Consider the following 26361-nt stretch of genomic DNA (forward strand, 5'->3'; position numbering starts at 1 on the left):
GATCATTGGCCCCTTTACGTGGGGTGGGCGCCAGGTAGAGCGGCCACTGGCCGGGTAAGGCGACGACGCCGCCCGAGGCTAGGTCTGCTGGCTGCGCAGCTTGCCGGTGACAGCTGAGACCCAGGCCCAGGCGACGACCACGGTCAGGGCGAAGAAGACGGCGGCAGCGGGGTTGTTTCCGCTGATGGGCAAGGCGAGGAACCCCGCCGCGAAGACCGCGCCGGTCGTTCGGGAGTAGATCGCCCAGCCGTTCTGCTGTTCTGCCTTGAATCGCCTGGCGATGACGAACGTGCCGGCGATGAGCGCGAAGAACCCGAGGGCGCCGACCAAGAAGTGCACGCTGCCGTGCCAGCTGATCGTCGTCGGCGGCCCGAGCGGCGTGCCCGGTGGGAAGCCGTCGACGGGGTCGGCGCGGAACAGGCCGTTCAGGAACACCGCGGCGCCGTAGATCCCGACGAGGAGCGGCCCCCAGGTGGCGGCCTTGCCCGGCCGGAGCGCGCGCCGCAGCCCGACCGCGCCGACCACCGTGAGGCCGCCGGCGAGGAGGAAGTTGGCGATCTGGATCCAGCCGAGGTCGCCGTTACTCATCACGCTGAGGGGATGCCGCGAGATGTCGAACCCGTCGCGGATCAGGAGCTGGACGAGCCCCACCACCACGTAGATCGGCCCCGCGGCAACCCCACAAGCCAACATCCCCGCGGTCGTGCCCACGCGCGCCCGCGGCTTCGTCACATCACTCATGCCGCGCAGTATTCAGCTGTTGCTTATATAAGTCAAGACCTAGATTCGACGCCTACTCGGGTGGGCGGACTGGAGGTCAAGCCCAACAGAGCGCAGCCCAGAAAGGTCCAGTTGGCTCCAAGTGGACCTACCCGAAGAGGCCACTTGGAAGGCATCATCGAACGAGTGATCTCCCAAGACGTCTCGTTCGCGTCCTCGCCCATCGAAGCTCTCAAAGAAGGCCGGCTCGCACGAAGGCTGACCCAGCTCTACGCCGGCCTCGCGCTGTACGGCATCTCGATGGCCCTGATGATCCAGTCCAATCTGGGCCTGGACCCCTGGGACGTCTTCCACCAGGGCCTCGCGAACCGCACCCCGTTCTCGTTCGGCATCGTCGTCATCCTCGTCAGCGTCGTGGTCCTGCTGCTCTGGATCCCGCTCAAGCAGTGGCCCGGCATCGGTACGATCTCGAACGCGATCGTCATCGGCCTCGTCGTCGACGGCGCCCTCGCGGTCATCCCCGTCCAGACCAGCTGGCCGCTCCGCATCACGTTCATGCTCAGCGGCGTCGTCCTCAACGCCATCGCCACGGCCGCATACATCGGCGCGAGGTTCGGCCCCGGCCCGCGCGACGGCCTGATGACCGGACTCGTCCGCAGGACAGGCAAGTCGGTAAGGCTCGTCCGCACCGCCATCGAGGTCACCGTGCTCGTCATCGGCTGGCTGCTCGGCGGCACGGTCGGCATCGGGACCGTCGTGTACGCGTTCGGAATCGGCCCGCTCGTACACATTTTCCTGCCCAAGTTCGCCGTTGTGCCCGCCCCGAAGCCCACAGATACGTAAAACGCCGGATACCGCGGGCGGCCAGGGGCGAGCATGGTCGTCACCATGATCGATGTGCAGAGCCAGGAGCTGCCCGCTCCCGTCGTCCTCGACGACGCCACCGTCGAGGCGTTCGCCCGCGCGGCCTCCGGCGACGAGGCGGCGACGGTCGAGGGCTGGTGGATCGAGCCCGTCGACTACGTAGTCGGCACGCCGTCGACCGGCGCGCTCAAGCGGCTGAAGGTCAAGCTGGCCGGCGCCGACGTGCCGCAGTCGATCTTCCTCAAGCTGCTCCAGTCGCCCAAGCACTGGGCGCTGATCGACCTCGTCCCACCCGAGGCGCGGACGCTGTTCGTCACCGAGTTCCCGTGGCGGTTGGAGCAACGCGCGTACGTCTCCGACCTCGGCGCGCTCCTGCCCGAAGGTCTCCGCCTCGCCAAGCTCTACCGCGCCGAGGAGCTCGAGGACGAACGCGTCGCGCTCTGGGTCGAGGACGTTCGCCAGAGCGCCGCTCCCTGGGACCTGCGCAGGTTCGAACGCGCCGCCCGAGCGCTCGGCCGGCTCGCCGCCCGCCGGCGCCCGGGCCAGGTGGAGCCGTTCTACCCGCGCCCGAACGCCGTGCTGAACGACGCCCTGCGCTACTACGTCGACGGCCGCGTCACGATCGGCGCCCTGCCCTTGCTCGACGACGACGCGGCCTGGGCGCACCCGCTGCTCGAGTCGGCCTGGCCGGGCGGCCCCGACGCCGACGTACGCGGCCGGCTCCAGGCGCTCGCCACGCGGATCGAGGAGTTCTTCGACGGCCTCGAGCAGCGGCCGCACACGTACGCGCACGGCGACGCCAGCCCGCAGAACCTGCTCGTTCCCGCCGACGCGCCCGACACGTTCGTCGTCATCGACTGGGGCTTCGACTGCCCGCTCGCGGTGGGGTTCGACCTCGGCCAGCTGCTGATCGGCCTCGCCCACGCCGGCGAGCTGCGTACGGACGAGCTCCGGGCCGTCCACGACGCGATCATCCCGGCGTACGTCGACGGCCTCCGCGAAGAGGGTTGGGAGCCGGGCGAGGACGCGGTCCGGTACGGCTTCGTGGCCTCGCTGCTGCTCCGCTCGGCGTTCACCGCGATCCCGTTCGAACGCTTCGGCGAGGGCTACTCACCCGAGCTCGCGGCGCACTTCGCCGAACGGATCGCGCTCACCAAGTTCCTGCTCGACCTCGCCGACGAGCTCCCGCAGGTGTAGGACCTGTGGGGTAAGCCGGTAGTGCTGGCGGACGGGCATCGACGCCGCTTTACCTGGTGAGTGGGTGCTCTACGCGGGGTGTATCCCACGTAGAGCGGCAAATGATCATGTAAACATGATCATTTGCCCTCACGGGGGAGTCACTCGGGGGAGACCGGAGAGCCGTCCAGGAGCACCCGGGGCGGCCTGCTCGTCACGTCACAGGCGCTAGCCGAGCGCGCGGGCGAGGTCGTCCAGCAGGTCGTCCGCGGTCTCGATCCCGACCGACAGCCGGATCAGGTCGTCCGGCACCTCCAGCGGCGACCCGGCCGTGCTCGCGTGGGTCATCTCGCCCGGGTGCTCGATCAGCGACTCGATCCCGCCGAGCGACTCGGCCAGCGCGAACAGCTCGGTCCGACCGCACACCTCGACCGCTGCCTCGCGGCCGCCGACCACCCGGAACGAGACGATGCCGCCGTACCGGCGCATCTGCTTCGTCGCGACCTCGTGCCCCGGATGCGAAGGCAGTCCGGGGTAGATGACCTCGGCGACCTTCGCGTGGTTGGCGAGGAACGCGGCGACGCGCTCGGCGTTGTCGCAGTGCCGTTCCATGCGAACGGCAAGGGTCTTCAGCCCGCGCAGCACCAGCCACGCGTCGAACGGCCCGGCCACCGCGCCGATCGCGTTCTGGTGGAACGCGAGCTGGTCGGCCAGCGCGGCGTCGTTGACGACCAGGGCGCCGCCGACCACGTCGGAGTGCCCGCCCGCGTACTTCGTCGTCGAGTGCACCACCACGTCGGCACCAAGTGTCAACGGCTGTTGGAGATACGGCGACGCGAACGTGTTGTCGACGACGAACAGCGCGCCGTGCTCGCGGGAGATCTGCGCCAGCGCGGCGATGTCCGCGACGGCGAGCAGCGGGTTGGTCGGCGACTCGACCCACAGCACCTTCGTCGGCCGCGCCGCGACAGCGGCGCGCACCGCGTCGGTGTCGGCGACGTGCGCGACCGTGTAGTCGACGCCCCACCGCTCGAGGACCTTGGCGAACAGGCGGTACGTGCCGCCGTACGCGTCGTCCGGGATCACCACGTGGTCGCCGGGGGAGAGGACCGCGCGAAGGAGCGTGTCCTCGGCCGCCATCCCGCTCGCGAACGCGAACCCGCGGCTGCCGTGCTCGAGCGCGGCGAGACAGTCCTCGAGCGCCTTGCGGGTGGGGTTCTGCGTGCGGGAGTACTCGTAGCCCTGCCTGGGCTGGCCGACGCCGTCCTGGAGGTAGGTGCTGGTCGCGTAGATCGGCGTGATCACGGCGCCGTTGGACGGGTCGGCGGGCTGGCCCGCGTGGATGGCGAGCGTCTCGAACCCGCGGCGTGCGCCCGGATTGTCCTGAGACGGTGTGGTGCTGGCGGTCATTGACCGAGGCTACCTCGCCGCGGCATGTGCGGTGTCGGCGGAGGGTTCGGGGAAGAATCTGGTCGCGGTGCTGTCGATTTCCTCGAGTCCATCCGTCATGGCTGACAGAAGATCGGCTCAGCCAAGGAGGATTCGATGAGCAGTGTGGCCTGGTTCGAGATCCAGGTGCCGGACCTGGAACAGGGCAAGCAGTTCTACGGCGCGGTTTTCGGCTGGACGTTCCAGCCGTACGGTGAGGGTTTCGAGGCCGCGGTGGACGCGTCGGGCACCTGGGTCGGTGGCCTGGACGCCGCGTCGGGTGACGCGTCGCCTGCCGGCCGGCACGTACGGATCTACTTCAACACCGACGAGCTCGAGGCCCTGCTCGACCGGGTGCCCAAGGCCGGCGGCAAGGTCGTTATCCCGCGGACGTTCATCAGCGAGGACCAGGGCTGGTTCGCGACGATGGAGGACCCGAGCGGCATCCACATCTCGTTCCTGACTTCGAAGCCGGCGGCCTAGCCGGCCAACGCCTCGGCGTGGAACGCGCGCCGCACCCGTGCGATCCCCGCCGGACCCTCCCGGCGGGGATGCACTCTGTTCGTCAACAGGACAAGGAAGATGTCCTGTTCGGGGTCGATCCACAGGCTCGTGCCGGTGAAGCCGGTGTGCCCGTACGCGGCCTTGCTCAGCCGGTCTCCAGTGGGAGCGCCCTGCCAGGCGAGCGTGCGCCGCGACTCGAGGTGGTCGGTGCGGGGCTTGGTCATCTCGTTCAGCGTGCCTGGTTTGAGGAAGCTTCCGTCGTTGCTGAGCAATGAGTGGGCGAGGTCCTCGAGCGCGTCGAGGGTGCTGAACAGGCCGGCGTGCGGGGCGATCCCGCCGAGAACGTCGGCGTTCTCGTCGTGCACCGTGCCCTGGACGAGCCGCCCGCGCCACCGGCACTGCTCGGTCGCGGCGCATCGCGCCGCGTCGGTCGGGTTGAAGCCGAGCTCGCCCATGCGGGGCTTGGCGATGAGCTGGTCGAGCGGTTGGCCCGCGGCGGCTTCGGCGAGCTGGCCGAGAATCATGAAGCCCTGCGAGCTGTACTCGACGTTCGTTCCGGGCGGGCTGTGGAGGGGGAGCTCGCGGACGGCGTCAAGCAGACCTTGACGCGTCGGATGGTCGCGGTAGAGCGGAACGCGGCCGGGCATGCCGGAGGTGTGGCAGAGGAGCTGCTCGACTGTCAACCGTGCCTTGTCGGTGCCCGCGTAGTCGGGGAGCCACTTCTCGACCGGATCCGACAGCGCGAGCGTGCCTCGTTCGATCAGCCGGAGAACGGCGAGGCCGAAGATCGGCTTGGTGACGGACGCGAGGTCCCACAGCGTGTCCTCGGTGACGGGTTCGCCGTCCCAGGCCAGCGTGCCGAGGACGCCGCGGTCGACGATCCCGTGCGAACGGCCGACGGACCAGGCGGCTCCGGAGAACACCTGGTCGGCCCGTGCCTTCGCGAAGAGGTCCCGCAATCAGGCTCCCTTCCGGCGCGCCCCGGTCAAGGCGACCGCGATGGCGATGAGGGAGCCGGCGACCGGGACCAGGAGCGCGGTGCGGTACCCGTTCAACGTCTCCACCGGATCGACACTAGCTCCCACCGCGGCCGCGAGCACCATGGCCACGATCGCGAGGCCGAGCGCCGAGCCGAACTGGAACGACGTCGTCACGATCCCGCTCGCGAGGCCTTGCTCGGACTCGGCGACGCCGTCGGTCGCGGTCATCATCAGTGGTCCGTACGTCAACGTGAACGCGACGCCGAGCAGCAGCATCGAGGGGAGCAGCATCAGGAACGACCAGTCCATGCCGAGCGGCAGCAGCAGGGCGTACGCCGCCGCGACCGCGAGGAAGCCGCCGACGATCACCTTCGCGTTGCCGTAGCGCCGGACGAGGATCGGCGTCACCGTCGGCGCCAGGATCGCGTCGATGCCGGCGACCGCGAGCGCGAGGCCGGTCTCGATCTCCGACCAGCCGCGCAGCTCCTGCAGGTAGAGCACGGTGATGAACTGGAAGCCGGTGAACGAGCCGACGAGCAGCATGGCGCCGACGTTCGCTCTGACCAGTGAGGCGGAGCGGAGGATGCCGAACCTGATGAGTGGGTCGGGGCTCTTGCGTTCGATCGCGACGAAGGCCGCGAGGAGGAGCAGGCTCGCCGCGATCGTGGCGATCGTCTGGCCTGCGTCGACCTCGGGGAGCTGGACGAGGCCGTACACGAGCAGCAGCATCGCGCCGGTCAGCGTGAGGGCGCCGGCGAGGTCGAAGCCGCCTTGCCGTTGTATGCGTCCGATCTTGGGGAGCAGGGCGATGGCGCCGATCAGGATGGCGGTCGACATGATCACCGGCGCGAAGAAGACCCAGCGCCAGTCGACCGCCGAGAGCAGCCCGCCGACGACCATGCCGAGGGAGAACCCGCCCGCTCCGGCGCCGGCGAACACGAGCATCGCCTGGTTGCGCTGTCTGCCTTCGGCGAACGTGGTGGTGACGATCGAGATGCTCGCCGGCGTGAGGAACGCGGCGGCGACGCCGGTGGCGAAGCGGGCGACGATCAGCATCCAGCCCTCGGTCGCGAGCCCGCCGAGGCCGGAGAACACGATGAAGATCGCGATGAACGTGAGGAACATCCTGCGCCTGCCGAGCAGGTCTGCTGCGCGGCCGCCGAGCAGGACGAAGCCGCCGTACCCGAGGACGTACGCGCTGACCACCCACTGCAGCCCGACGGTGGACATGCCGAGCTCGGCGCGGATCGACGGGAGGGCAACGCCCATCATGGAGACGTCGATGCCCTCGAGGAAGATCGTTCCGCAGAGGACTATGAGGACGGCCCAGGCGCGGCCGCGGATCTTCTGGTCGTTCGGTGGGCCGAGCGTTTGCTCAGTCGTGGACACGGGGTCTCTCCTGGGGCGCGTGGTGGTTACCTCTTGTAACTAGGCCCATCATGCGGAACCATGGGGAATTGTGGAAGAAGGCACTTTGGAAGAACCTGAGCACCGCTGCGACACCGACGTAGGTGGCGCGGACCCGTTCCAGTGGGATTCGCGCGAGGGCTGCGAGGTGCGGCAGATCCTCGACCGGATCGCGGACAAGTGGTCGCTGCTGGTGATCGCGCTGCTGGACGCCGAGACGCTGCGCTTCAACGAGCTGCGCCGGTGCATCGACGGGGTGAGCCAGCGGATGCTCACGGTGACGCTGCGCCAGCTCGAGCGCGACGGCGTGGTGCTGCGTACGGTGCACCCGTCCGTACCGCCGCGGGTGTACTACTCGCTCACGCCGATGGGGCGGACCTTGCACGAGACTGTGCAGTCGTTGGTGCGGTGGACCGAGGAGCACCAGAAGGAGATCGCCTCCGCTCGGTTGCGGTACGACCAGCGCGTGGAGGCTGAGGCGGGATTGTTGCCTGCGGACCGATGAGTTTCTGTGGTGGCTGGCGTCTACCTCTTTGACAGCGCGAGAGAGACCTTCCTGAAAGGGCCACCACCATGTTCCAGTTCAACCAGGACGTCGCCAACACCCGCTACGCCGACCGGCTGCGTGAGGCCCACGACCACCGCGTCCGTAACGCCTTCCGCCGCACCTTCCGCAAGAGCCGCTGATCCCAAAGGGACCGCCACCATGTTCCAGTTCGACCAGGAAGTCGCGAACACCCGCTACAACGACCGCCTCCGCGAGGCCCACAACCACCGCGTGGCCCGCGAGGTCCGCCGCTCCCGCAAAGGCCGCCGCTGACGTGGCCGGGCCGTCCGGATCCGACACCGGCTAAGGCGCCTTCACCCTGACCAGGGTGGAGGCGCCTTTCTCGTTGCCTCTACCGGTGCCCGACGTAGTCCGACCGGCGGGTGTAGACGCCCACGATGGAGCCGAGGTACGGGTCACTGGTGATCGTGAAGAAGCGACCCGATGCGAGCTCGACGCTCGAGGGGTTCGCCTGGTCCGACGTCGGCGGACCATTGTCCGCGGCGTCGTAGAGCAGGATGTCCTTCTTCGCCTCGATCGAGCGCTCCGGGTGCTGCAGGATCCGACCGGCGGTCGGCCGGCCCGGTCCGAACGCACCGGACAGGTCCCCGTACGTCAGCAGCACGTCGCCGTTGCGCAGCACCAGCTGGTGGTGCGACGACGCCGGCAACGTGGTCGCCAGCGGCGTTGACCAGGTGTGGCCGTCATCGCGCGACCAGGACACGTACGCCTTGTTGATCGACGTACGGATCACCGACAGCAGCGTGCCGCCGCGCAGCACCGACACGTTCGGCTCCTGGTAGTCGACCGGAGCATCGCGCCCGATGAACGACTCGTTCTCCTTGGGCCACGTCAGCCCGCCGTCCGTCGACCGCACCACCGAGGCCGGGCCTGGACCGCCCTCCGGCAGCCGCCCGTACAGCGGCACCAGCAGGTCGCCGTTCCGCAGCTCCACGATCGGCCCATGCGTCGCCGCGTGCCCGGCGTAGTACGCGCCGACGATCACCGACGACGGCCCCGACATCGCCGTCCCCACCTGGACTGGCGAGGACCAGGTCGCGCCCGCGTCGGTCGACCGCACCACGTACGTTCCGTGCAGGGTCGCCGGGCCTGGCGGGTACCCGGTCCAGTCGGTACGGAAGAAGTTCATCAGCACCGTGCCGTCCCGCAGCTGCGTGAGCTTCGGGTCGCGGTCGTCGATCGCGGTGTCCACGGCGACCCGCGGCGCGGACCACGTACGACCGCCGTCGGAGCTCGACACGAGCAGGATTCGCCCGTCCTGGTTGATGTGTGCGACCGAGTCGCGGTACGCCACGAGCAGCCGCCCGTCGCGCAGCCGCACCATGTCGGCGAAGAACGCCTTCTTGCCCTCCGGCGCGGTCGCCACGATCACCGGATCACTCGGCGTCCCCACCGAGGAAGCCGATGCCGGAACGGTCGCCATCACACCCACCCCCGTCGCCAACGCCAGCACCGCGGCAGCGGCTCTTCGGCCCATCTGTCATCGCCTCCAGTTGATCACGCGGGATTGATCTGCTCGACGTCGTCGATGAGGAAGTGGTCGTACTGCGACGTGGTGCCGCTCGACGCGAACTGGTGCCCGGTCAGGCCCGAAAGCCCAGGCGTGGAGGGCTGAACGGTCCCCACAAGCGTCCCGTTCAGGAACACCTCAGCCGAGGTGAGCGTCGCCGACACTCGCAGCGTGTGCCAGACCTTCTGCGGCGCGACGCCGGCCGCGGTGAGCTTCGTCCACTTCTTCGCGACCGTGTCGTACCAGCCGATGCTGCCGTCGCTGCCGACGTTCAGCTGGTACGCGGGTACGGCCGCGCCGTCCGCCGTCGTTCCCCTGGTGGTGAAGGCGAAACTCCGCGCGTACCCGATCGAGTTCACCCGGAACGACAGGTCCTGCTTCGCCGCCGGCGCGCTCTTCCAGGTGAGCTGCGCGATCTGGTCGACCCACGGGTCGACGAGCCGCAGGATGTGCCGCGAGTCGTCCACGTTGAAGTCCGTGACCCGCGCGCCGATCCCGTCGGAGTAGCCGCGCGGCACGTAGTTGACCGGGTCGTTCTCGAACGAGTTCACCGTCGAGTACAGCTCGATCTCGTTGAGGAACGCGTTCCCCACCGGCTCGACGTTGCTGTCCGACACGGTGATCCGCACGTACTTCGCCTGCACCTTGTCGAGCGGGTAGTACTTCATCGCGTAGCTCGTGGTCGTGCCGGTCGACGCCGCTGGCTGCCAGGTCTCGCCGTCCACGGACACCTCGACGGTCGCCGCGGCCGGCTTGCCTGGGTGCAGGCTGAGTCCTGCTTTCGTCAACGTGTACGTGCGATCCAGCGTCAGCTCGTACGTCGCCGGCCGTGCTCCGCCGACGCGCACCGCGCTCGACGCCCAGTCGGTCGAGCCGTCGATCGGGCCCAACGGACCGAGCTCGGGAAGCCGCTTGTCCCGCGCGTTCATCGTCGTCGCGATCTTCACCTTGCCGGCCTGGTACTTGCCGAGCAGGTCGATCTTGCCGACGCCCGGTCCCACGACGTCGACGAACTTCTTCCACACGCGGTACTCGCCGTCGATCTGGAAGCCCGCGTCCGTCTCCGGGCAGCCCCACGACGGCGCGCAGTTGTCGCCGACGGCGAGGACGCGGTTGGACGCGACCACGGCGTGCGCGCCGTTGCCGGACGAGCCGTGGAAGCGCTGGAACTCCGCGTTGACCTTCGGGTGGTTGACGTACGTCGTCTGCGCCTGCTCCCACGTCCGGCCGAGACCGTCGGGGGAGATCGCGAGCCAGTTGTCCGGGCGGCCCCAGCTGAGCGTCATGATCCCGTTCGGCAGCAGCCTCAGGACGGGCATGACGCCGTTGGTGGGCGGGGGCTCTCCGTTCGCCGTCGTGATCGTGATCGGCGCGGGCTTCGACCAGGTCACGCCGTCGTTGGTGGAGCGGTTCGTGTAGAGCAGGTCGGAGTTCTTGCCGCCGGGGAAGCCCGTTCGGTGCACCGCGACGAGGTCGCCGTTGGCCGCGCGGCCGATGCCGGTCTCGCCCATCCAGCGTCCGTCGGTGAACGTCGCGACGGTGGAGAAGCGCTTCCACGTACGTCCGTTGTCGGTGCTGCGCGCGAGCTCGGTGCGGTAGCCCGGGTCGCTCGGGTAGGACGTGTAGTAGGTGAGGAAGAGCGAGCCGTCGTTGGCGTAGAAGATGTCGCGGTGGGCGCGGATGCCGCGGTCGAACTTCTTCGGGTCGAACGTCAAGTCGGTGGTGAACGTGGAGGGGACTTTGGTCCAGGTCTTGCCGAGGTTGGTGGAACGGCGGGCGATCAGCTCGACGGTGTGGGTGTCGACGACGCGCTCGGGGATGAACTCGATGCCGAGCAGGCTGCCGTCGCGGAGCTTGGCGAACCAGCCGGCGCCGGTGTCCGCGTTGATGCCGCTCGGGAACGTGTAGCCACCGTTGTAGGAGTGGATCATCGACGCCTCGCTGTCAGCGGCGGCGACGTCCTCGTTCGACTGCCAGGTCATCTGCACGGTGCGTTGTGGCTTGCCGGCTTGGACGGAGTCGAACGCCTCGACGAGCGCGTTGCCGGCGATCTCACCAGGGGCGCCCTCGTAGACGGTGCTGTAGGGCTGCTGGCCGATCACGTACCCGTCCGGGTCACCCCCGTTCGCGGGCGGCTGCTGCTCTCCGTACGCGCCAGACGGCCCGAGCGTCGCGGAGGCGACGAGCGCGATGGCGACGATGGGCAGGTAACGCGACTTGCGCACGGCGGCCTCCCGACGAACGTAGGCCACCCAGCAGATCCAAAACACCGTTCCATGTCAACGCGCAAGACCCCATCCGGCCGCCGCCCCACCCCTCCCGCGCCGGTTTGAATGAAGGGCACCTTCATTCAATAGGTTCGAATGAAGGTGCCCTTCATGAGAAACGGCGGGGAGGGCTCAGGCGGCGGTGGCGGCGCTCGGGCGGACCACGATCGCGGGCGCGGTACGGAGCTTCGCGGCGGAGAGGGCTTGCTCGACCTCGGCGAGGATCTCCAGCGGCCTCTGCCCGAGATCGCTGGGTGCTACGGGGATCACGATGAGCCCGTACTTAGCCATGCGGCGCTGACGAGCCTGGGTGCGCCGGTACGAGGCCGGCGAGAGATGCCAGGCCATGGAGTCGACTTCGAGGACCACGCCGAGCTCGGGCCAGATGGCATCCGGTCGGCAGAGGAGGCTTCCGTCGCTGTCGTACACGTCGTGGTTCCAGAGTGGCTCCGGGATTCCTCGTCGGCGCATCAGCTCGCGGGTCCTGCCCTCGGCAACCGAACGCGTGCCGGCGATCACCTCCCGGAGGACGAGTCGGGGCAGCTTCGTGCCGCGTATCTGGGATTCGGCGAGCTCCGTCAGGAGGCTGGGGATCGTGCACAGGCCGCGCTGCACGGCGTCAGCGATGATCGAACGGACCGTATCGATGCGTCCGAGCCGGCGGCAGGCGTCGATGACCGCTCGGGCAGGTGGGGCGCAAGGTAGTGAGGATCGCCAACGGTGGCTGGGCATGCGGATCGTGCGTTCGACGACCACATATCCGCTCGACGCACGTCGTCGCCGATGAGGAACCAAGACCTGGACCGCTTGGTCCGGCTGCGGATCTCGAAGGCCATAGAGCTCGAGCGCGGTCAGTCCGGTCAGGAGTGCTCCGCCGCGGGCGTACACGATCGCGGCCAGACGCCGATGGTGAGGCGCGACCGCTCCGCTGAAGGCGAGGACGACGCCTGGCAGGATCCGTTGCCAGGGACCGCCGGCGCGCGTTCGGTAGCTCACGGTGGGACCGGGAACGCCGAGACGCTCCAGCTCGCTCACGCGAAGGACGCCCTGACGGCGACGAATGAGCTCGTCCAGGGCGTCGTGATCGACCTTGCGGCGGCGCGGCATCGACCAACGATCGCACGCTGGACCGGCTTCCCGCTGCCGCCGAGGGCAGCTCTGTGGAGAACCGCCTCCCGCCGTTTCTCATGAAGGGCACCTTCATTCGAACCTATTGAATGAAGGTGCCCTTCATTCAAACGGGCGGCTAGTTGACGGTGATGGTGAAGGTTGAGGTTGTGTTGCGGACGTTCGTGTGGTTGTTGCTCATCGTCAGCCCGTTGAACGTCGCCGAGCCGCGTGCGGGGCCTTGGCCGGGCTCGGGGAGTTCGTTGGCCCAGATGCCGAAGCCGGACTTCGCGTCGAACTCGTCGCCGCTCTTCTGCGCTCCCGTGATCGACACGTTCGTGAACACCGTGTCGGTGACGGGGTTCTGTGGTGTCGAGCCCACGTAGTTCGTCTGGAACATGATCCCGTGGTACGTCGGATCCACGATGTGCACGTCACTCACCCGGATCCCCTGGAAGACCTTCGACGCTGAGAAGCACCAGAGGGCGGGGAACGTCTACGAGCCCCAGAAGTGCCCGCCAGTACGTACCAACGAGATGTTCTCCAACCGCGTAGGCGGACTAGAGCCGAAGCCAGACATAGGAATCCCGAAGTCCAGCGACGAGATCGTCACACCCGAGTACACCAGCGTGTCCGCCACGTAGATGTTCCGGAACGTGTTCCCATACCCGCCATAGACCGCCACTCCGGCCGCCCGCCAGGTCAGCAGGGACGTCAGGTTCTCGTACACGTTGCCCGTCTGGTCACCCGAGTTGACGTCGATCGCCGCGAACATCGCGAACGAGTCGTCACCCGATGCACGCGACTCGACGTTCGACACGCGGTTGTTCGTCGAGCCGTTCGTGATGTTGATCGCGTCCGCGAACAGGTTCCGCGCCCGCGAGTTCGTGACGGTCACGCCAGTCAGATGCGTCCCCCACAGCAGGACCATCTGGTGCTCGGCCCACACGTCGTCGATCGTCATGTTCGACACGTTCGTCCAGTCGAACACCTTCCCAGGCCCGTCCACCCGCGAGACCCAGTTGCCGAACGATGAGAAGTGCGCGAACGTCGACCCGTTCGCCGTCGCCTCGGCGCGGAAGCCGACGTCGGTGTTCTCCTGCCCAGCAGGCGAAACGAACCGCGTGTACCAAGGCCCCGCGCCGACTACCGACACGGCCTTCCCGTACACGTTGAACTTCGACGACGTCTGGTACTCACCCGCCGGCAGGTAGACGCCCACGGCCGTCGAGGACTGCCGCGCCGTGTCCAGCGCGTTCTGTACGTCCTGGTGGGAGAAACCGGCCGGAACGACGTACCGCGACGGATCCGGGTTCGCGCGCGGAGTGACCTGCTCGAGGCTCACGAAGTCGATCGCGTACGTCGTCGAGTTCGCGGGGTCCTTCTGCAGCCGGATCCGCGCGCCAGCGGGCACCGTCGAGTCCAACATCACGTTCGCCTCGTCGTAGATGTGCCGCGCCGGACCGGCACTCGGCGAGTTCCCCGGTGACGCCTCCGCCCCGTACAGCCATGCGTAGCGCGAGGTCAGGGAGATCGCCTTGTGGAACGTGCCGTTCACGTAGATGTTCAGCGACGAGTCGATCCCGCCACCGCCCGCAGCGTCGGGGATCGAGAAGCGCGTCACCAACGTGTTCGTGCTTGCCCGCGTGACGAACTCCACGAACGAGCCGTTCGAGTTCAACGTCACCGCACGCCGTCCCGACGCCTCGCCGGCGAGGTTGCCGACGCGCCGATTCGGCCCGACCACGGCCGCACCGCCGCCGAGCAGACCGTCCTCGGCCTCGTACAGGTCGAACGGCAGGTTCGCGCCACGCCCCACGAACAACGGCAACGTCGACGTGTTGTTCGCCTGCTTCACCGGCAGCTCGTTGCCGTCGTTCGCGAGCACGGTCCGGACGGTGTAGCGCCCGTTCGCGGCGGTCCACGTGCCGAGGCTGACCGGCGCGGACGTCGCCCCAGCGGCGATCACGCCCGAGAACGAGCCGGTCAACGTACGCACCGCGGCGCCGGACTCGTCCAGCACCGTCACCGTGATCCCGTGCGCACCGCTCGCCGACGCCACCGAGCCCTGGTTCTTGATCGCGACGCCGAACGTCACCGTGTTCCCGTTGGACGGATTGCTCGGCGTCCAGCTCGTCGGCGCCGCGACCAGGTCGGAGCTCGCCACCGGCGACACGACGAGCGAGGCAGGGTTGGCGAACGCGTTGTTCGCCTCGTCCTGCTCGACCACCGCATCGTCCTCGTCCGCCTTCGCCGAGACCGCGTAGGTGGCGGCGTTTCGCGTTCCCACATTGGCCGAAACGGTCGTCGAAGCACCCGCCGCCAAAGCGCCCACGGCCGGAGTCGCGACGCGCGTGCCCGCGAGATAGAGCCCGACCGCGCTGGCCGCCGATCCAGCGGAGCCGGCGTTGCGTACGGTCGCGGACAACGTGATCGCGTCCGTCTCGACCGGCGACGAAGGCGACCACGACATCGAGGTCACGACGAGGTCAGGGTTCGGCGCCGCGGTCCCGAAGACCTGGAGCTCCGCAACCTGCCCGGCCGGGGCGCCGGTGTTGCTGGTGAACCGCAGCTGCACGTCGGCGACCCGTGCCGAGACGGGAATCGTCACGGTGTTCCCCGACGACGGGTCGAACGCGTAGTTCTGCGCCGCCGCCAGATTCGACACCCCAGAGGCGGACTGCTCCCGCCCCAGCACCTGGACGTTCTGCGTCCGCGGTCCCCAGATGGGGTCGGGGTTCAGCTTGATGACGACCGTGGTGCCGAAACGTATCGAGCGTAAGCAGCAAGAACGCGATGAAGCAATGAAAATCGACGAATGGCATGTCCAGAATGGGACCAGATAGACCTGCAAGTCGCTTGCGCGAACCTGACTATGATTGACAGCGTGACGCAACCGAATCCGCGCCGGCGACTGGCCGAGGTCGCGAAGAAGGTCGGTGTCAGCGAGGCGACGGTGAGCCGGGTGCTCAACGGCAAACCGGGCGTCTCCGAGGCCACCCGCGGCGCGGTCCTCACCGCGCTCGACGTGCTTGGGTACGAACGCCCGACCCAGCTGCGCGGCGAACGCGCGCGGCTCGTCGGCCTCGTGCTCCCCGAGCTCAACAACCCGATCTTCCCCGCGCTCGCCGAGGTCGTCGGCGGCGCGCTCGCGCAGCGCGGCTTCACCGCGGTGCTGTGCACGCGTACGGCCGGCGGCCTGTCCGAGGCGGACTACGTGAAGATGCTGCTCGAGCAGCAGGTGTCCGGCGTGATCTTCGCCGGCGGGCACTACGCCGAGGCGGACGCGCCGCACGAGCACTACGGCAGGCTGCGTGAGCGAGGGCTGCCGGCGGTGCTGGTGAACGCGGGCGTCGACTCGATGCCGTTCCCGATCCTCGCGACCGACGACGCGGTGGCGGTCGAGCAGGCGTACGGGCACCTGCGGTCGCTCGGGCACACCCGGATCGGGCTGCTGCTCGGTCCGGAGGATCACATCCCGTCGCGGCGCAAGCTGGCGACGTTCGTTCGCGAGGCCTCGCGGGCGGGGCTGCCGGTGCCGCCGGAGGTGATCGGGCGGACGTCGTTCTCGCTCGAGGGCGGGCACGCGGTGACGAGCCGGCTGATCGCGGCGGGGGTGACCGGCATCGTCTGCGCGTCGGACGTCCTGGCGCTCGGCGCGATCCGCGCCGTCCGGCGGCGCGGGCTGTCGGTGCCGGAGGACGTGTCGGTGGTGGGCTTCGACGACTCGGCGTTCATGAACTGCACGAACCCGCCGCTCACCACCGTCCGGCAGCCGATCGAGGCGATCGGTCGCGCGGCGGTGACCGTGCTCGTCAACCAGATCGAGGGCGTGGCGGTACAGACGGAGGAGCTGCTGTTCGAGCCGGAGCTCGTCGTGCGCGGCTCGACCGCGCCGGCGCGGGTTCGGGCCGAGGCGCTAGGAGCGTAGGGACGCGGTCAGCCGTCGAGGAGGGACTCGAGTTTGGTCTCGGTGTCGGCGAGCTTGGCCGGATCCACCTTGCTGTGTTGCTGAATCAGCTTCCGCTGCACCCCGACGCCGTCGTCCCACTGGTTGACGTGCATGGCCGCGACGACCCGGTCGCCAGCGAGCCAGAACGCGTGGAACGCCTGGCTGTCGACGTCTCCGCGCGTCACCACGCGGTCGTAGCCGCCGGGCTTGAACCAGCCGACGAACTCCATGCCCACGTCGTACTGGTCGGTGAAGAAGTACGGGATGACGTCGTACGCGACGTCCTGGCCCGCCATCGCCTTGCCCGCGGCGGTGCCCTGCTTCTTGGCGTTGTCCCAGTGTTCGACACGGATGCGCTCGTTGTAGAACGCGTGCAGCGTGTTGGCGACGTCGCCGCAGGCGAAGATCGCGGGGTCGCTCGTTTTGAGTGACGCGTCAACCAAAACGCCGTTGTCGACGTCCAGGCCGGCGTGCTCGGCGAGCTCGGTGTTCGGCTGAATCCCGACCGCGACGATGACGTGGTCGGCGGGGAGCTCGGTGCCGTCCTCGAGTACGACGGCGGTGGCCTTGCCACCGTCGCCGCGGATCTCCGCGACCTTCGCGCCGAGGCGTACGTCGACGCCGTGGGCGCGCTGCACCTCGGCGAAGAAGCCGCCCATCTCCGGACCCAGCGGAGCCTTCAGGACCGCGTCGGCTGCCTCGAGCAGCGTCACCTCGCAGCCGTCCTCGCGGGCCGCGGAAGCGGTTTCCAGGCCGATCCAGCCGCCGCCGATCACGACGACCCGCGGGTTACCGGTCTCGATCGCCGCCTTCAGCTTGTCCGACTCGTGCAGTTTGCGCAGGTAGTGGACGCCGGCGAGGTCGGCGCCGGGAACGGTCAGCTTGCGCGGGAACGAGCCGGTCGCGAGCAGCAGCTTGTCGTACCTCAGCCGGCTGCCGTCCGACAGCTCGAGCTCGCTCGTGTCGCGGTGGATGGCCTCGGCGTGCACGCCGAGCTGGAGCTCGATGTGGTGCTCGTCGTACCAGGCCTGGTCGTGGACGAACGCCTTGTCGCGTTCCTCCTTGCCGAGCAGATAGCCCTTCGACAGTGGCGGTCGTTCGTACGGAAGGTCGCTCTCCTCGCCGACGACGACAACGCGTCCGTCGAACCCTTCGGCGCGAAGTGACTCCGCCGCCTTGGCACTCGCCAATCCGGCCCCGACGAGGACGAACGTCTGCTCACTAGCCATCTACCGAGCCTATGCCTCGTTGGCTACTTCGCCGGTGGGGCGGTGCTGCCGCGCGGGGTGAGGCGGGGGCTCTGGTCCTCGTACGAGACGCCGCGCTCGCCACCGATGAGGGCGAGCAGCCGGGTCGCGGCGTGGGCGCCGTACTTCGCGATGTCGCGGGTGAGGGCGGTGAGCGGCGGGTGGACGACGCGGGTGAGAGGGGAGTCGTCCCAGGCGACGATGGACAGCTGGCTCGGGATCTCGATCCGCAGCTCCTGCGCGACGGAGAGGCCGGCAATGGCCATGATGTCGTTGTCGTAGACGATCGCGGTGGGCCGTGCGCTCGGCTCGACGCCATCGAGGAGGTCGCGGGTCGCCTGGGCGCCGGCCTCGCCGGTGTAGTCGGTGCGGATCGTCCTCAGCGGCGGCAGTCCGAGGCGCTGGCAGGCCAGGTCGAACGCGAGGTCGCGGATGCCGGTGTGGTGGAACAGCGTCGGCCCGGAGACGCGGGCGATCGCGCGGTGGCCGAGGCGCGCGAGATAGCGGACGGTCTCGTACACGGCGCTGTCGTCGTTGGACCACACGTTCGCGAGCGACCCGGCACTGTCGGGGTGGCCGATCACGACGACCGGCATGCGCATCGCCTCGAGCTCCTTGACCCGCGGGTCGTCGACGTGCAGGTCGACGAGGAACGCGCCGTCGACGCGGCCCTCACCCCACCAGCGGTTGTAGACGGCCATCTCCTGCTGGTGGTCGGCGACGACCTGGAGCAGCAGGCCGTACGACTGGGCCGCGAGCGCGCTCTCGATGCCGCTGACGAGCTCCATGAAGAACGGCTCGACGCCGAGCACGCGCGCCGGACGGCAGAGGGCGAGGCCGATCGTCCGCGATCGCGCGCCGTTGAGCATCCGCGCCGCGCTGTTCGGCCGCCAGCCGATCTCGTCCGCGATCGCCTGGATGTGGGCGCGCGTCTCCTTCGACACCCCGCGCTGGCCGTTGAGCGCGTACGAGACCGCAACCTTCGACACGCCCGCACGGCGGGCGATGTCGGCAATGGTCGGTCGTTTCACCAGGCCCTCACTGAACCGGAATTGGGGTGACCCTACTACGGATCGGGTCCTGCCGCTTGTCCGGTTAAGCGCGCCGTCAGGGGTAGCGGACGCCGGTCAGGACTTCGGATCGGTCCCACAGCCGGGCGGCGGTGGCCAGGTCTCGCGACCTGCGGCTGGAAGCGACCAGGGTCGGATGGCCGCGACGCTGCAGGAGGCCGTCCGGTCCGACGCAGACGCCGCCAGTCACACCGGGCGCGGTCGCCGCGTAGAGCAGTGGCAGGACGCCCATCTCGGGGCTCTGCGCCGGGCCGCCGGCGAGGATCTTGCCCTGGAACGAGGTGTCGCGGCGCTGTCCCTCGGTCGCGGAGACCCCGGGATGCGCGGCCACCGAGATGGTCGGCTGTCCCGCGGCGGTCAGCCGACGCTGCAACTCGTACGCGAACAGCAGATTCGCCAGCTTGGACTGCGCGTACGCCAGCCACCGTTGGTAGCGGCGGCGCTCCCAGTTCAGGTCGTCGCTGATCCGGCCGAGCACGTGCAGCCCGCTGGACACGGTGACGATCCGCTCCCGGATGCGCGAGTGCAGGAGCCCGGTGAGCGCGAACGGCCCGAGATGGTTGGTCCCGAGGTGGAGCTCGAAGCCATCCGTGGTCCTCCCCTCCGGCACCGCCATCACGCCGGCGTTGTTGATCAGAACGTCGACGGGGTCTTCGAGAGCGTCCGCGAACGCGTGCACCGACTCCAGCGAGCCCAGGTCGAGCTCCCGTACCTCGGTCTCGCCGGCGATGGACCCCGCCACCGCGCGCAGCTTTCCGAGGTCGCGGCTCGCCAGGAACACCTTCGCGCCGGCTTGGGCGAGTTCCCGAGCGGCGAGTGCGCCGAGCCCGCTGGTCGCGCCGGTGACGATCACCGTGCGCCCGCGCTGATCGGGGATGTCCGCCGCTGTCCATCCCGCCATGCCGCACAGTCTCGTGGCTCGGAGGCGTCCGGTCGATAGAACGTATGTTCGAAGATCGTGCTACGGTGGGCGGTATGTCGGTCCCGTTCCAGGAGTCGCTGCTCGACGATGACGCGGGCGGGGAGGGGCTCGGCGAGCTGGGTCCGTCGGTGGCGCGGACGCGGTTGAGCCGGGGTGCGTGGGTGGACGTGCGGCCGGGGTGGCTGCGCGGGTCGGACGGGTTGTTCCGCCGGTTGGTCGACGACGTGCCGTGGCGTGCGGAGCGGCGGCAGATGTACGAGCGCGTGGTGGACGTGCCGCGGCTGGTGTGCTTCTACGCCGAGGACCAGGTGCTGCCCGATCCGCTGCTCGAGCAGGCGCGGGTGGCGTTGTCCGCGCACTATGCCGACGAGCTCGGGGAGGAGTTCCGTACGGCCGGGCTGTGCTTCTATCGCGACGGTCGCGACAGCGTGGCGTGGCATGGGGACACGATCGGGCGGAGCCAGTACGAGGACACGATGGTCGCGATCCTCTCCCTCGGCGCCGCTCGCCCGCTGGTGCTGCGGCCGCGCGGTGGGGCGGGGAACGAGTCGGTGCGGCATCGGTTCCCAGTGGGGCATGGCGATCTGGTCGTGATGGGTGGCTCGTGTCAGCGCACCTGGGAGCACGCGATCCCCAAGACGGCCAAGCCCGTCGGCCCGCGGATCAGCATCCAGTTCCGCACCATCGGGGTCCGCTAGCGCCGGCCGGCCAGGTCTGCTGACAGTTCGGCGATCCCGTCGGCGAACGGCACCTCCGCCGACCAGCCCAGGTCGCGGGCGATCCGCTCCGACGACGCCGTGATGTGCCGTACGTCGCCAAGCCTGTACTCGCCCGTCACCACCGGCTCGACCGGCGACATCGCCGCGGCCAGGTCGTGGATCGTACGCGGAGTTCCGCTCCCGACGTTGTACGCGCGCATCCCGTCAACCAACGCTTGACACGCGCACACGTTCGCCGCCGCCACGTCGCGCACGTGCACGAAGTCCCTGCGCTGCTTGCCGTCCTCGAACACCCTTGGCGCCTCGCCCCGGTCCACCGCCGACGCGAAGAGCGCCGCCACCCCGGCGTACGGCGTGTTCCGCGGCAGCCCAGGCCCGTACACGTTGTGGTACCGCAGCGCGATCACGGACCCGCCCGTCTCCCGCGCCCACGCCGACGCGTAGTGCTCCTGCGCGACCTTGCTCGCCGCGTACGCGTTCCGCGGGTCGAGCCGTGCGCCCTCGTCCACCAACGCGGGCGCCAGCTCGCCACCGCAGCGGGGACACGTGGGCTCGAACAGACCGCGGTCCAGCTCGCCGGCGTGCCGCGGCGGTGGCGCGACCGGACCATGCAGGGCGCAGGCGTACGCGCCCTCTCCGTACACGACCATCGAGCTCGCCAACACCAACCGGCGCACGCCCACCGAGGCCATCGCTGCGAGCAGCGTCGCCGTACCCACGTCGTTGTGCGACGCATACGCAGGCTGGTCGGCGACGTTCACGCCCAGCCCGACCTTCGCCGCCTGGTGGCACACCACGTCGACCCCGCGCAAGGCAGCCTTGACAGCGTCGGCGTCGCGTATATCCAGACCGTCGACCCGGTCGAGCACGACGACCTCGTGGCCGCGGGACTCCAAGGCTTCGACGATGTGCCGGCCGATGAACCCACGTCCGCCCGTGACCAGGAATCGCATGTCCTGGACGCTATCCCGCGCTCGGCTCTTGCAGGCCGAGTCGAACGCCGGCGTCACCACCTCGTAAGGGAATTCGTCCCGTTCTCCTTCCTAGGCTCAGCACCGTGGCGACCAACGACGGCACTCGCGCGGACACCATCGCGGCCATCGCCGCGGCAATACTGATCGCGCTCTCCGCGACCGTCGGCGCGATCCTCAACGCCACCGGCCAGCCGGTGCACATCACCACGCCGCCGATCTTCGCCACCGTCTCGCCACACGTCTCGTGGAGTACGCCGGTCGCGCTCGCGATCGCCGCCGCGACGGTCTGGTACGGCCCAGCCGTGGCGCGCACGTTGCCATGGCGAAGGCTCCTGCTCGCCGGCTGGGCGACCTCGGTCGCCTGGATCCTCGCGCTCGCAATGGTCGACGGGTGGTCGAGGTTCGCGAACCTGTTCGCCAAGCCCAGCGAGTACCTGAGCGACGTCCCGAACGCGCCACCGTGGAACGACTTCCTGCCCACGTTCGCGGGCAGGATCGTCGACGGCCAGCCCGACTCGTGGGCCATCCACGTCGCCGGACATCCGCCGGGCGCGTTCGCGTTCTTCGTCTTCCTGGACCGGATCGGCCTGCACGGTCCGGCCGCCGCCGCGATCGTCGTCGTCCTGCTCGGCGCCACCGGCTGCGTTGCCGTCGCCATCGCGATCAGAGCGCTGGACAGCGAGGCGATGGCCCGGCGCGCGATGCCGTTCCTCGTGCTCGCGCCCACGGCGATCTGGATGGGCGTCTCCGCCGATGCGATGTTCCTTGCCGTGACGGCGTGGGGCGTCGCGCTGCTCTGCCTACGCTCGACCTTCGCCGCGATCGCGGGCGGGCTACTCCTCGGTGCGAGCCTCTACCTGTCCTACGGCTTCGTTCTCCTAGCCATCCCGGCCCTGGCCGTGCTCGTCGCCCGCCGGAGCCTCCGGGCCGCGCTCCTCGCCAGCGCCGGTGCGGCCGCTGTCGTTCTCGCCGTGACCGTCGGCGGGTTCGCCTGGTGGGAGGGGTACGAACAGCTCGTCATCCGCTACAACCAGGGCGTCGGCGGACTCCGGCCGGACGGCTACTGGATCTGGGCCAACTTCGGCGCGCTCGCGCTGGCCACCGGACCGGCCGTCGCCGCCGGTCTTCGCCGCACCCGCGTCCGGCGCGGCATCGTCGTCCCCGTTCTCGCCGCGCTGGCCTGCGTCGTCGTGGCGAGCCTGTCCGGGATGAGCAAGTCCGAGGTCGAACGGATCTGGCTGCCGTTCGCGGCCTGGCTGCTCGCCAGCTGCGCGCTGCTCCCCGCCGCCAAGCACCGCCGGTGGCTCGCCGTCCAGGCCGGTGCCGCCCTTCTCCTTCAGCACCTGCTGATCACGCAGTGGTGAGCGTAGGCGGACCGCCAGCAGCACCGCGGATCCGCCGAAGAGCGCACCCGTGATCAGCAACCAGTGCAGGAGAATCGGCTGCGGCTCCCGGCCGAGCGTGCTCGACAGGGCGCCCGGCAGCCCGAGGATGCTCGGGAAGAACACCACGAACAGCAACGCGGACAGGACGAACGGCACTCGCACGTGGTTGAGCCAGCTCCGCGACGGCGCGACCTTGGCCACCGAGAGGTTGGCGAGCGAGTAGATCGGCAACAGCACCAGGTCGTGCAGCACGACACCACCGGCGAACCACAACGCGACGCCGATCGGATCCGCGGGAACGAGCTGCAGCGCCGCGTACCCCGCCACCGCGAACGCCGCCAGCAGGCCGAGCAGCTGCACCGGGCTGGCGCCGTACCACTGCCACAGCTTCCTCATCGTGCCCTCTCGAACGTCATCCGGGTCACCCACTTCGTGTTGTGCACACCGGGGTTGTTCGGCACGATGATCCGCGCCGGGAACCCGTGGTCCATGGAGATGTCGGCACCGTTCACGCGAAGGACGAGCAGCGAACGTTCGTCGAGGAGCTGGTTGCGGGCGAGCCGGACGGACCGGAACGCACCGCGTGCCTGCAGCGACTCGACCAGCACGGTGCCCGCCGTGTCGAGTGCCCCGGTCAGCTCGGCGAGGTCGCGCAGGCGTACGCCCGTCCAGTTCTGCGTCGTCGACCAACCCTCGACGCAGGCCAGCGGCAGCCGCTCGGTGTGCTGCGGCATCGCCAGCAGGTCATCCCGCGACAGCTCGACCGCGCGTACGCCGTTCAGCGTCAGCCGCCACGAAGGGCCGGCCATCGCCGCGGTGACGCCACGGGAGGCAGCGGTCTTGTTGACCTGGAAGTCGTTCGTCGTGCGCCCTTCGGTGCCACCACGGGGGACGAGCAGCGCGAGCCGGCGGAACGGGCCACCCAGCGTCTGGCCGGCGGAGACCAACAGGAGCAGGAACGAGCTGCCGGCGATCAGCGCGAGGACACCGCGTCGCGACATCGTTGCCGGCGCCGGGTTCGGCGTGGCGAGGCCCTGCTGGTCGGCGGGCTCCGCGCGGGTGTCGTCGACGTTCGTACGCAGGACGTCCCGCAGCCGCGTGCCGCGGAGTGCCCGCATCATCCGGCCGAATCGGACGACCACGTGAACGGTCAAGCCGGCAAGGAAGATCCACGCGCCGTAGAAGTGGGCCGTGTAGAAGCCGGCGGGAAACTCGTACCAGTACTGCACGTTGATGATGCCGGTCGCGAACTCGAAGATCCCGCCGCCCACCACGAGCAGCAGGCTGCCGCGTTCGACCGCCTGAGCGGGCGAGTCCACGGGCGGCCAGGCGAACAGCTTCGGGATCACCGACCAGAGCTTCGCGACCAGCACCGGCACGAGCGCGATGCCGACGAGCACGTGCAAGCCCTGGGTGAGCTGGTAGAGCCAGGCCGGTCGGGTGGGCCAGGTGAACAGGTAGAAGCCGAGAATCCCCTTGCCTGGTGTGAGGTCGTTGTACGGACCGCCGAGGCGTGGGTTGTACGCGGCGTACGAGAGCAGCCCGGTCAGGAACACGATCGCAAGCCCGACGAGCAGGATCATGCCGAGGATCGAGGTCAGCCACGGGCCGCGCAACGGACTGCGCCAGAACGACGGCTGGAACGGTCCGGGCGGCTGGCGCAGGAGCTCGGCGACCTTGGGCGGGAGGGGAGGCGTACGCATCAGGACACCTCCGCGGGGCGTTGCAGGACGCACAGCGCTCGGTCGCTCGGTGGCCACGTCTCGAGTACGCGCAGCCCGGCCTGCTGGGCCGCGCGGTCGAGGGCGTTGTGGCCGATCACCGCCCAGGCGAACGGCGCACTGACGCGGCCGCGGCCGTCGGAGATCCGTGCGGTGGTGAGGTCCGCGCGGTCGGGCGAGGTGTCGTGCTCGACGTACGCGACGCCACCGGGCGCGAGCAGTTCGCGCACACGTTTGAGCAGGGCGATCGGGGAGCCGCCGATGCCGATGCAGCCGTCGAGCAGGATCGCGTGCTGCCAGCGCCCTTCACCCGGAACGTGCTTGAACACCGAGCGCACGAGCGCGAGGCCGCCCGCGTTCAGCACGTGCTGGACGGCCTCGGGCGCGACGTCGATGCCGAGCGCGGGAACGCCGCGGCGCGCCAATGCGACCACCATCCGACCCGGCCCGCATCCCACGTCCAGAGCGGGTCCGAGACAGCGATCAAGGACGCGGGTATCCGTGTCGTCGGGAGCGCGGGCCCAGCGTGCGAGGTCGAGCGTGAGCTCGTTCATCGGGCTGCCGCCGCCGTGAGGGCGGAGACCGCGCGGGCGAGTCTCGTCTTCGGCGCCGCCGCGGCGACCGCGAGCGCGTCCGGCCAGGTGTCGACGTCGCGCAGCGTCGGCAGCAGGCCGACCTCGAGACCGGCCTGCTCCAAGCGCTCGAGCTGGGCGGCGCCGGTGTGCGGCACGGACATCGGTACGCCGCGGACAAGCTCGGGATCCGGCCGGGCGAGCCCGAGTGCCCAGAACCCGCCGTCCTCCGCGAGTCCCAGCCAGGCTGGACGAGTGGAGAAGTCGCAAGACAGTAGGAGCTCTGAGGTGAGCTGCGGGGTGTCCATGCCGACCAGCACCATCGGCCCGGCGACCTCGGCCAGGACACCGGCGATCCGTACGTCGAGCGTTCCGGACACCTGCGGGGCGACGTCGAAGCAGTCCGGAAGCCAGGCGCCCGGCCTGCCGGCAAGCGCGAGTACGCGCTGGTGAGCGGGCGTCGAGGCAACGACCTGCAACGTGTCGGCCAACGCGGCTTCGGCAATCTCGGCGGCCTCATCCGGCGAGCAGGGCGGCGTCAAACGCGTCTTGACGTGGCCAGGTACGGGTTCCTTGGCGATCACCACGAGCGTGAGGTCAGGTCGCATCGCCGGCTCCCGCGAGGACTCGGCGCATGTCGTGGATCGTCCGCAGCGTGCCGCGGATCGTTCCGGTGACCTTCGACTTTCCCGTACGTGGCAGATAGCTGACGTCGGTCTCCTCGATCCGCCAACCCTGCTGGGCGGCACGGATCACCATTTCGAGTGGGAAGCCGAACCGGCGATCGCGCAAGCCCAACGTCAGCAGGGAATCGCGGCGGGCGGCACGCATCGGCCCGAGGTCGGTGAGCCGTAGGTGGAGGCGCCGGCGCAGGCTCGCGGCGAGGACGGCGTTGCCGAGCCGCGCGTGCGGCGGCCAGGCATGCCACGTCGTCGTTCGTCGCCGGCCGAGCAGCAGGTCGACCCGGCCGGCCGCGATCGGTTCGCAGACGTGCGGAAGCTCTTGTGGGTCGAGAGATCCGTCCGCGTCGCAGAACGCGACGACCGGCGCCTCAGCGGCGGCGAGTCCGGCCAGGCACGCCGCGCCGAAGCCGCGCTGCGGTTCGCTCACCACCACCGCGCCGTGGGCCGCGGCGACGCGAGCGGTGGCGTCGGTCGAGCCGTTGTCCACGACGATCGCGCGATAGCCGTTCGGCATTCGGCCAAGCACCCAAGGCAGTGCGGCTTCTTCGTTCAGGCTCGGAAGTACGACATCGACGTCGGTCACGA

Annotated in this window: 22 protein-coding genes and 1 pseudogene; 7 read left to right on the forward strand and 16 right to left on the reverse strand. The window is 69.5% G+C overall.

Annotated elements, in window-relative coordinates; all coding sequences use genetic code 11:
• Positions 1-78: 78 nt before the first annotated feature.
• Positions 79-741, reverse strand: coding sequence for a DUF998 domain-containing protein (locus JOD67_RS12075; protein ID WP_205117533.1), 663 nt, complete (start codon positions 739-741; stop codon positions 79-81).
• Between the two features lie 165 nt (positions 742-906).
• Here JOD67_RS12075 and yczE point away from each other — a divergent pair, with 165 nt between their 5' ends.
• Positions 907-1563 (forward strand): membrane protein YczE, encoded by a 657-nt coding sequence (gene yczE / locus JOD67_RS12080; protein ID WP_205117534.1) that lies wholly within the window; start codon positions 907-909, stop codon positions 1561-1563.
• Between the two features lie 45 nt (positions 1564-1608).
• Positions 1609-2781, forward strand: a complete 1173-nt coding sequence (locus JOD67_RS12085; RefSeq protein ID WP_205117535.1) for a phosphotransferase — start codon at positions 1609-1611, stop codon at positions 2779-2781.
• 207 nt (positions 2782-2988) lie between these two features.
• On the opposite strand, the gene JOD67_RS12090 is transcribed toward JOD67_RS12085, so the two are convergent.
• Positions 2989-4170: a cystathionine gamma-synthase gene (locus JOD67_RS12090; RefSeq protein WP_205117536.1), complete on the reverse strand. Its 1182-nt coding sequence runs from the start codon at positions 4168-4170 to the stop codon at positions 2989-2991.
• A 135-nt stretch (positions 4171-4305) separates the two neighbouring features.
• Here JOD67_RS12090 and JOD67_RS12095 point away from each other — a divergent pair, with 135 nt between their 5' ends.
• Complete coding sequence (locus JOD67_RS12095; protein ID WP_205117537.1) at positions 4306-4671, forward strand: VOC family protein; 366 nt, start codon at positions 4306-4308, stop codon at positions 4669-4671.
• Here JOD67_RS12095 and JOD67_RS12100 read toward each other — a convergent pair.
• Entirely contained in the window at positions 4668-5651 is a 984-nt protein-coding gene (locus JOD67_RS12100; protein WP_205117538.1) for a serine hydrolase domain-containing protein, read from the reverse strand. The two genes, JOD67_RS12095 and JOD67_RS12100, sit on opposite strands and share 4 nt — an antisense overlap.
• On the reverse strand, positions 5652-7061 hold the full coding sequence (locus tag JOD67_RS12105) for an MFS transporter (RefSeq protein ID WP_307782369.1): 1410 nt from the start codon (positions 7059-7061) through the stop codon (positions 5652-5654). It abuts the gene before it with no gap.
• 85 nt (positions 7062-7146) lie between these two features.
• On the opposite strand from JOD67_RS12105, the gene JOD67_RS12110 reads away from it, so the two are divergent.
• A complete protein-coding gene (locus JOD67_RS12110; protein ID WP_239553816.1) occupies positions 7147-7584 on the forward strand; it encodes a winged helix-turn-helix transcriptional regulator in 438 nt (145 codons plus the stop codon).
• A gap of 394 nt (positions 7585-7978) precedes the next feature.
• On the opposite strand, the gene JOD67_RS12115 is transcribed toward JOD67_RS12110, so the two are convergent.
• The 4 genes and pseudogenes from JOD67_RS12115 to JOD67_RS12130 all read right to left on the reverse strand — a co-directional run bounded on the left by JOD67_RS12115 (position 7979) and on the right by JOD67_RS12130 (position 15229).
• Positions 7979-9124 (reverse strand): sialidase family protein, encoded by a 1146-nt coding sequence (locus JOD67_RS12115; RefSeq protein ID WP_205117540.1) that lies wholly within the window; start codon positions 9122-9124, stop codon positions 7979-7981.
• A gap of 20 nt (positions 9125-9144) precedes the next feature.
• Positions 9145-11409 carry a discoidin domain-containing protein gene (locus JOD67_RS12120; RefSeq protein WP_205117541.1) on the reverse strand — a complete coding sequence of 755 codons (2265 nt, stop codon included), beginning with the start codon at positions 11407-11409 and terminating at the stop codon, positions 9145-9147.
• A gap of 147 nt (positions 11410-11556) precedes the next feature.
• Positions 11557-12531 (reverse strand): type IV toxin-antitoxin system AbiEi family antitoxin, encoded by a 975-nt coding sequence (locus tag JOD67_RS12125; RefSeq protein WP_205117542.1) that lies wholly within the window; start codon positions 12529-12531, stop codon positions 11557-11559.
• Between the two features lie 139 nt (positions 12532-12670).
• Positions 12671-15229, reverse strand: a pseudogene (locus JOD67_RS12130) (CARDB domain-containing protein).
• A gap of 189 nt (positions 15230-15418) precedes the next feature.
• Here JOD67_RS12130 and JOD67_RS12135 point away from each other — a divergent pair.
• On the forward strand, positions 15419-16462 hold the full coding sequence (locus JOD67_RS12135) for a LacI family DNA-binding transcriptional regulator (RefSeq protein WP_307782371.1): 1044 nt from the start codon (positions 15419-15421) through the stop codon (positions 16460-16462).
• Between the two features lie 8 nt (positions 16463-16470).
• On the opposite strand, the gene JOD67_RS12140 is transcribed toward JOD67_RS12135, so the two are convergent.
• From JOD67_RS12140 to JOD67_RS12150, 3 genes are all read right to left on the reverse strand, one after another.
• Entirely contained in the window at positions 16471-17712 is a 1242-nt protein-coding gene (locus JOD67_RS12140) for an NAD(P)/FAD-dependent oxidoreductase (protein WP_205117544.1), read from the reverse strand.
• A gap of 23 nt (positions 17713-17735) precedes the next feature.
• Positions 17736-18761 carry a LacI family DNA-binding transcriptional regulator gene (locus tag JOD67_RS12145; RefSeq protein WP_307782372.1) on the reverse strand — a complete coding sequence of 342 codons (1026 nt, stop codon included), beginning with the start codon at positions 18759-18761 and terminating at the stop codon, positions 17736-17738.
• Between the two features lie 76 nt (positions 18762-18837).
• A complete protein-coding gene (locus JOD67_RS12150) occupies positions 18838-19701 on the reverse strand; it encodes an oxidoreductase (protein ID WP_205117545.1) in 864 nt (287 codons plus the stop codon).
• Between the two features lie 74 nt (positions 19702-19775).
• Here JOD67_RS12150 and JOD67_RS12155 point away from each other — a divergent pair, with 74 nt between their 5' ends.
• Positions 19776-20420: an alpha-ketoglutarate-dependent dioxygenase AlkB gene (locus tag JOD67_RS12155; RefSeq protein WP_205117546.1), complete on the forward strand. Its 645-nt coding sequence runs from the start codon at positions 19776-19778 to the stop codon at positions 20418-20420.
• On the opposite strand, the gene JOD67_RS12160 is transcribed toward JOD67_RS12155, so the two are convergent.
• Positions 20417-21394: an NAD-dependent epimerase/dehydratase family protein gene (locus tag JOD67_RS12160; protein WP_205117547.1), complete on the reverse strand. Its 978-nt coding sequence runs from the start codon at positions 21392-21394 to the stop codon at positions 20417-20419. The two genes, JOD67_RS12155 and JOD67_RS12160, sit on opposite strands and share 4 nt — an antisense overlap.
• A gap of 104 nt (positions 21395-21498) precedes the next feature.
• Here JOD67_RS12160 and JOD67_RS12165 point away from each other — a divergent pair, with 104 nt between their 5' ends.
• Positions 21499-22779 (forward strand): hypothetical protein, encoded by a 1281-nt coding sequence (locus JOD67_RS12165; RefSeq protein ID WP_205117548.1) that lies wholly within the window; start codon positions 21499-21501, stop codon positions 22777-22779.
• Positions 22780-23192: 413 nt separating this feature from the next.
• Here JOD67_RS12165 and JOD67_RS12170 read toward each other — a convergent pair whose 3' ends face one another.
• The 4 genes from JOD67_RS12170 to JOD67_RS12185 are packed head-to-tail and all read right to left on the reverse strand — an operon-like array spanning position 23193 to position 26359.
• Positions 23193-24503, reverse strand: a complete 1311-nt coding sequence (locus JOD67_RS12170; protein ID WP_205117549.1) for a molybdopterin-dependent oxidoreductase — start codon at positions 24501-24503, stop codon at positions 23193-23195.
• Positions 24503-25075, reverse strand: coding sequence for a class I SAM-dependent methyltransferase (locus tag JOD67_RS12175; RefSeq protein ID WP_205117550.1), 573 nt, complete (start codon positions 25073-25075; stop codon positions 24503-24505). Before JOD67_RS12175 ends, JOD67_RS12170 begins: the two co-directional genes overlap by 1 nt.
• Positions 25072-25701 (reverse strand): TIGR04282 family arsenosugar biosynthesis glycosyltransferase, encoded by a 630-nt coding sequence (locus JOD67_RS12180; protein ID WP_205117551.1) that lies wholly within the window; start codon positions 25699-25701, stop codon positions 25072-25074. The genes JOD67_RS12175 and JOD67_RS12180 overlap by 4 nt, the downstream gene beginning before the upstream one ends.
• Positions 25691-26359, reverse strand: coding sequence for a glycosyltransferase family 2 protein (locus JOD67_RS12185; RefSeq protein WP_205117552.1), 669 nt, complete (start codon positions 26357-26359; stop codon positions 25691-25693). The genes JOD67_RS12180 and JOD67_RS12185 overlap by 11 nt, the downstream gene beginning before the upstream one ends.
• Between the last annotated feature and the right edge of the window lie 2 nt (positions 26360-26361).

The sequence above is a fragment of the Tenggerimyces flavus genome, assembly GCF_016907715.1.
Taxonomy (GTDB): Bacteria; Actinomycetota; Actinomycetes; order Propionibacteriales; family Actinopolymorphaceae; genus Tenggerimyces; species Tenggerimyces flavus.

Excerpts from the sequence above, each read along its gene's own strand:
- JOD67_RS12175 (WP_205117550.1), bottom strand. The coding sequence starts at position 25,075 with ATGAACGAGCTCACGCTCGACCTCGCACGCTGGGCCCGCGCTCCCGAC.
- JOD67_RS12160 (WP_205117547.1), bottom strand. The coding sequence starts at position 21,394 with ATGCGATTCCTGGTCACGGGCGGACGTGGGTTCATCGGCCGGCACATC.
- JOD67_RS12085 (WP_205117535.1), top strand. The coding sequence starts at position 1,609 with ATGATCGATGTGCAGAGCCAGGAGCTGCCCGCTCCCGTCGTCCTCGAC.
- JOD67_RS12125 (WP_205117542.1), bottom strand. The coding sequence starts at position 12,531 with ATGCCGCGCCGCCGCAAGGTCGATCACGACGCCCTGGACGAGCTCATT.
- JOD67_RS12170 (WP_205117549.1), bottom strand. The coding sequence starts at position 24,503 with ATGCGTACGCCTCCCCTCCCGCCCAAGGTCGCCGAGCTCCTGCGCCAG.
- JOD67_RS12150 (WP_205117545.1), bottom strand. The coding sequence starts at position 19,701 with ATGGCGGGATGGACAGCGGCGGACATCCCCGATCAGCGCGGGCGCACG.
- JOD67_RS12155 (WP_205117546.1), top strand. The coding sequence starts at position 19,776 with ATGTCGGTCCCGTTCCAGGAGTCGCTGCTCGACGATGACGCGGGCGGG.
- JOD67_RS12180 (WP_205117551.1), bottom strand. The coding sequence starts at position 25,701 with ATGCGACCTGACCTCACGCTCGTGGTGATCGCCAAGGAACCCGTACCT.
- JOD67_RS12140 (WP_205117544.1), bottom strand. The coding sequence starts at position 17,712 with ATGGCTAGTGAGCAGACGTTCGTCCTCGTCGGGGCCGGATTGGCGAGT.
- JOD67_RS12115 (WP_205117540.1), bottom strand. The coding sequence starts at position 9,124 with ATGGGCCGAAGAGCCGCTGCCGCGGTGCTGGCGTTGGCGACGGGGGTG.
- JOD67_RS12090 (WP_205117536.1), bottom strand. The coding sequence starts at position 4,170 with ATGACCGCCAGCACCACACCGTCTCAGGACAATCCGGGCGCACGCCGC.
- JOD67_RS12075 (WP_205117533.1), bottom strand. The coding sequence starts at position 741 with ATGAGTGATGTGACGAAGCCGCGGGCGCGCGTGGGCACGACCGCGGGG.
- JOD67_RS12095 (WP_205117537.1), top strand. The coding sequence starts at position 4,306 with ATGAGCAGTGTGGCCTGGTTCGAGATCCAGGTGCCGGACCTGGAACAG.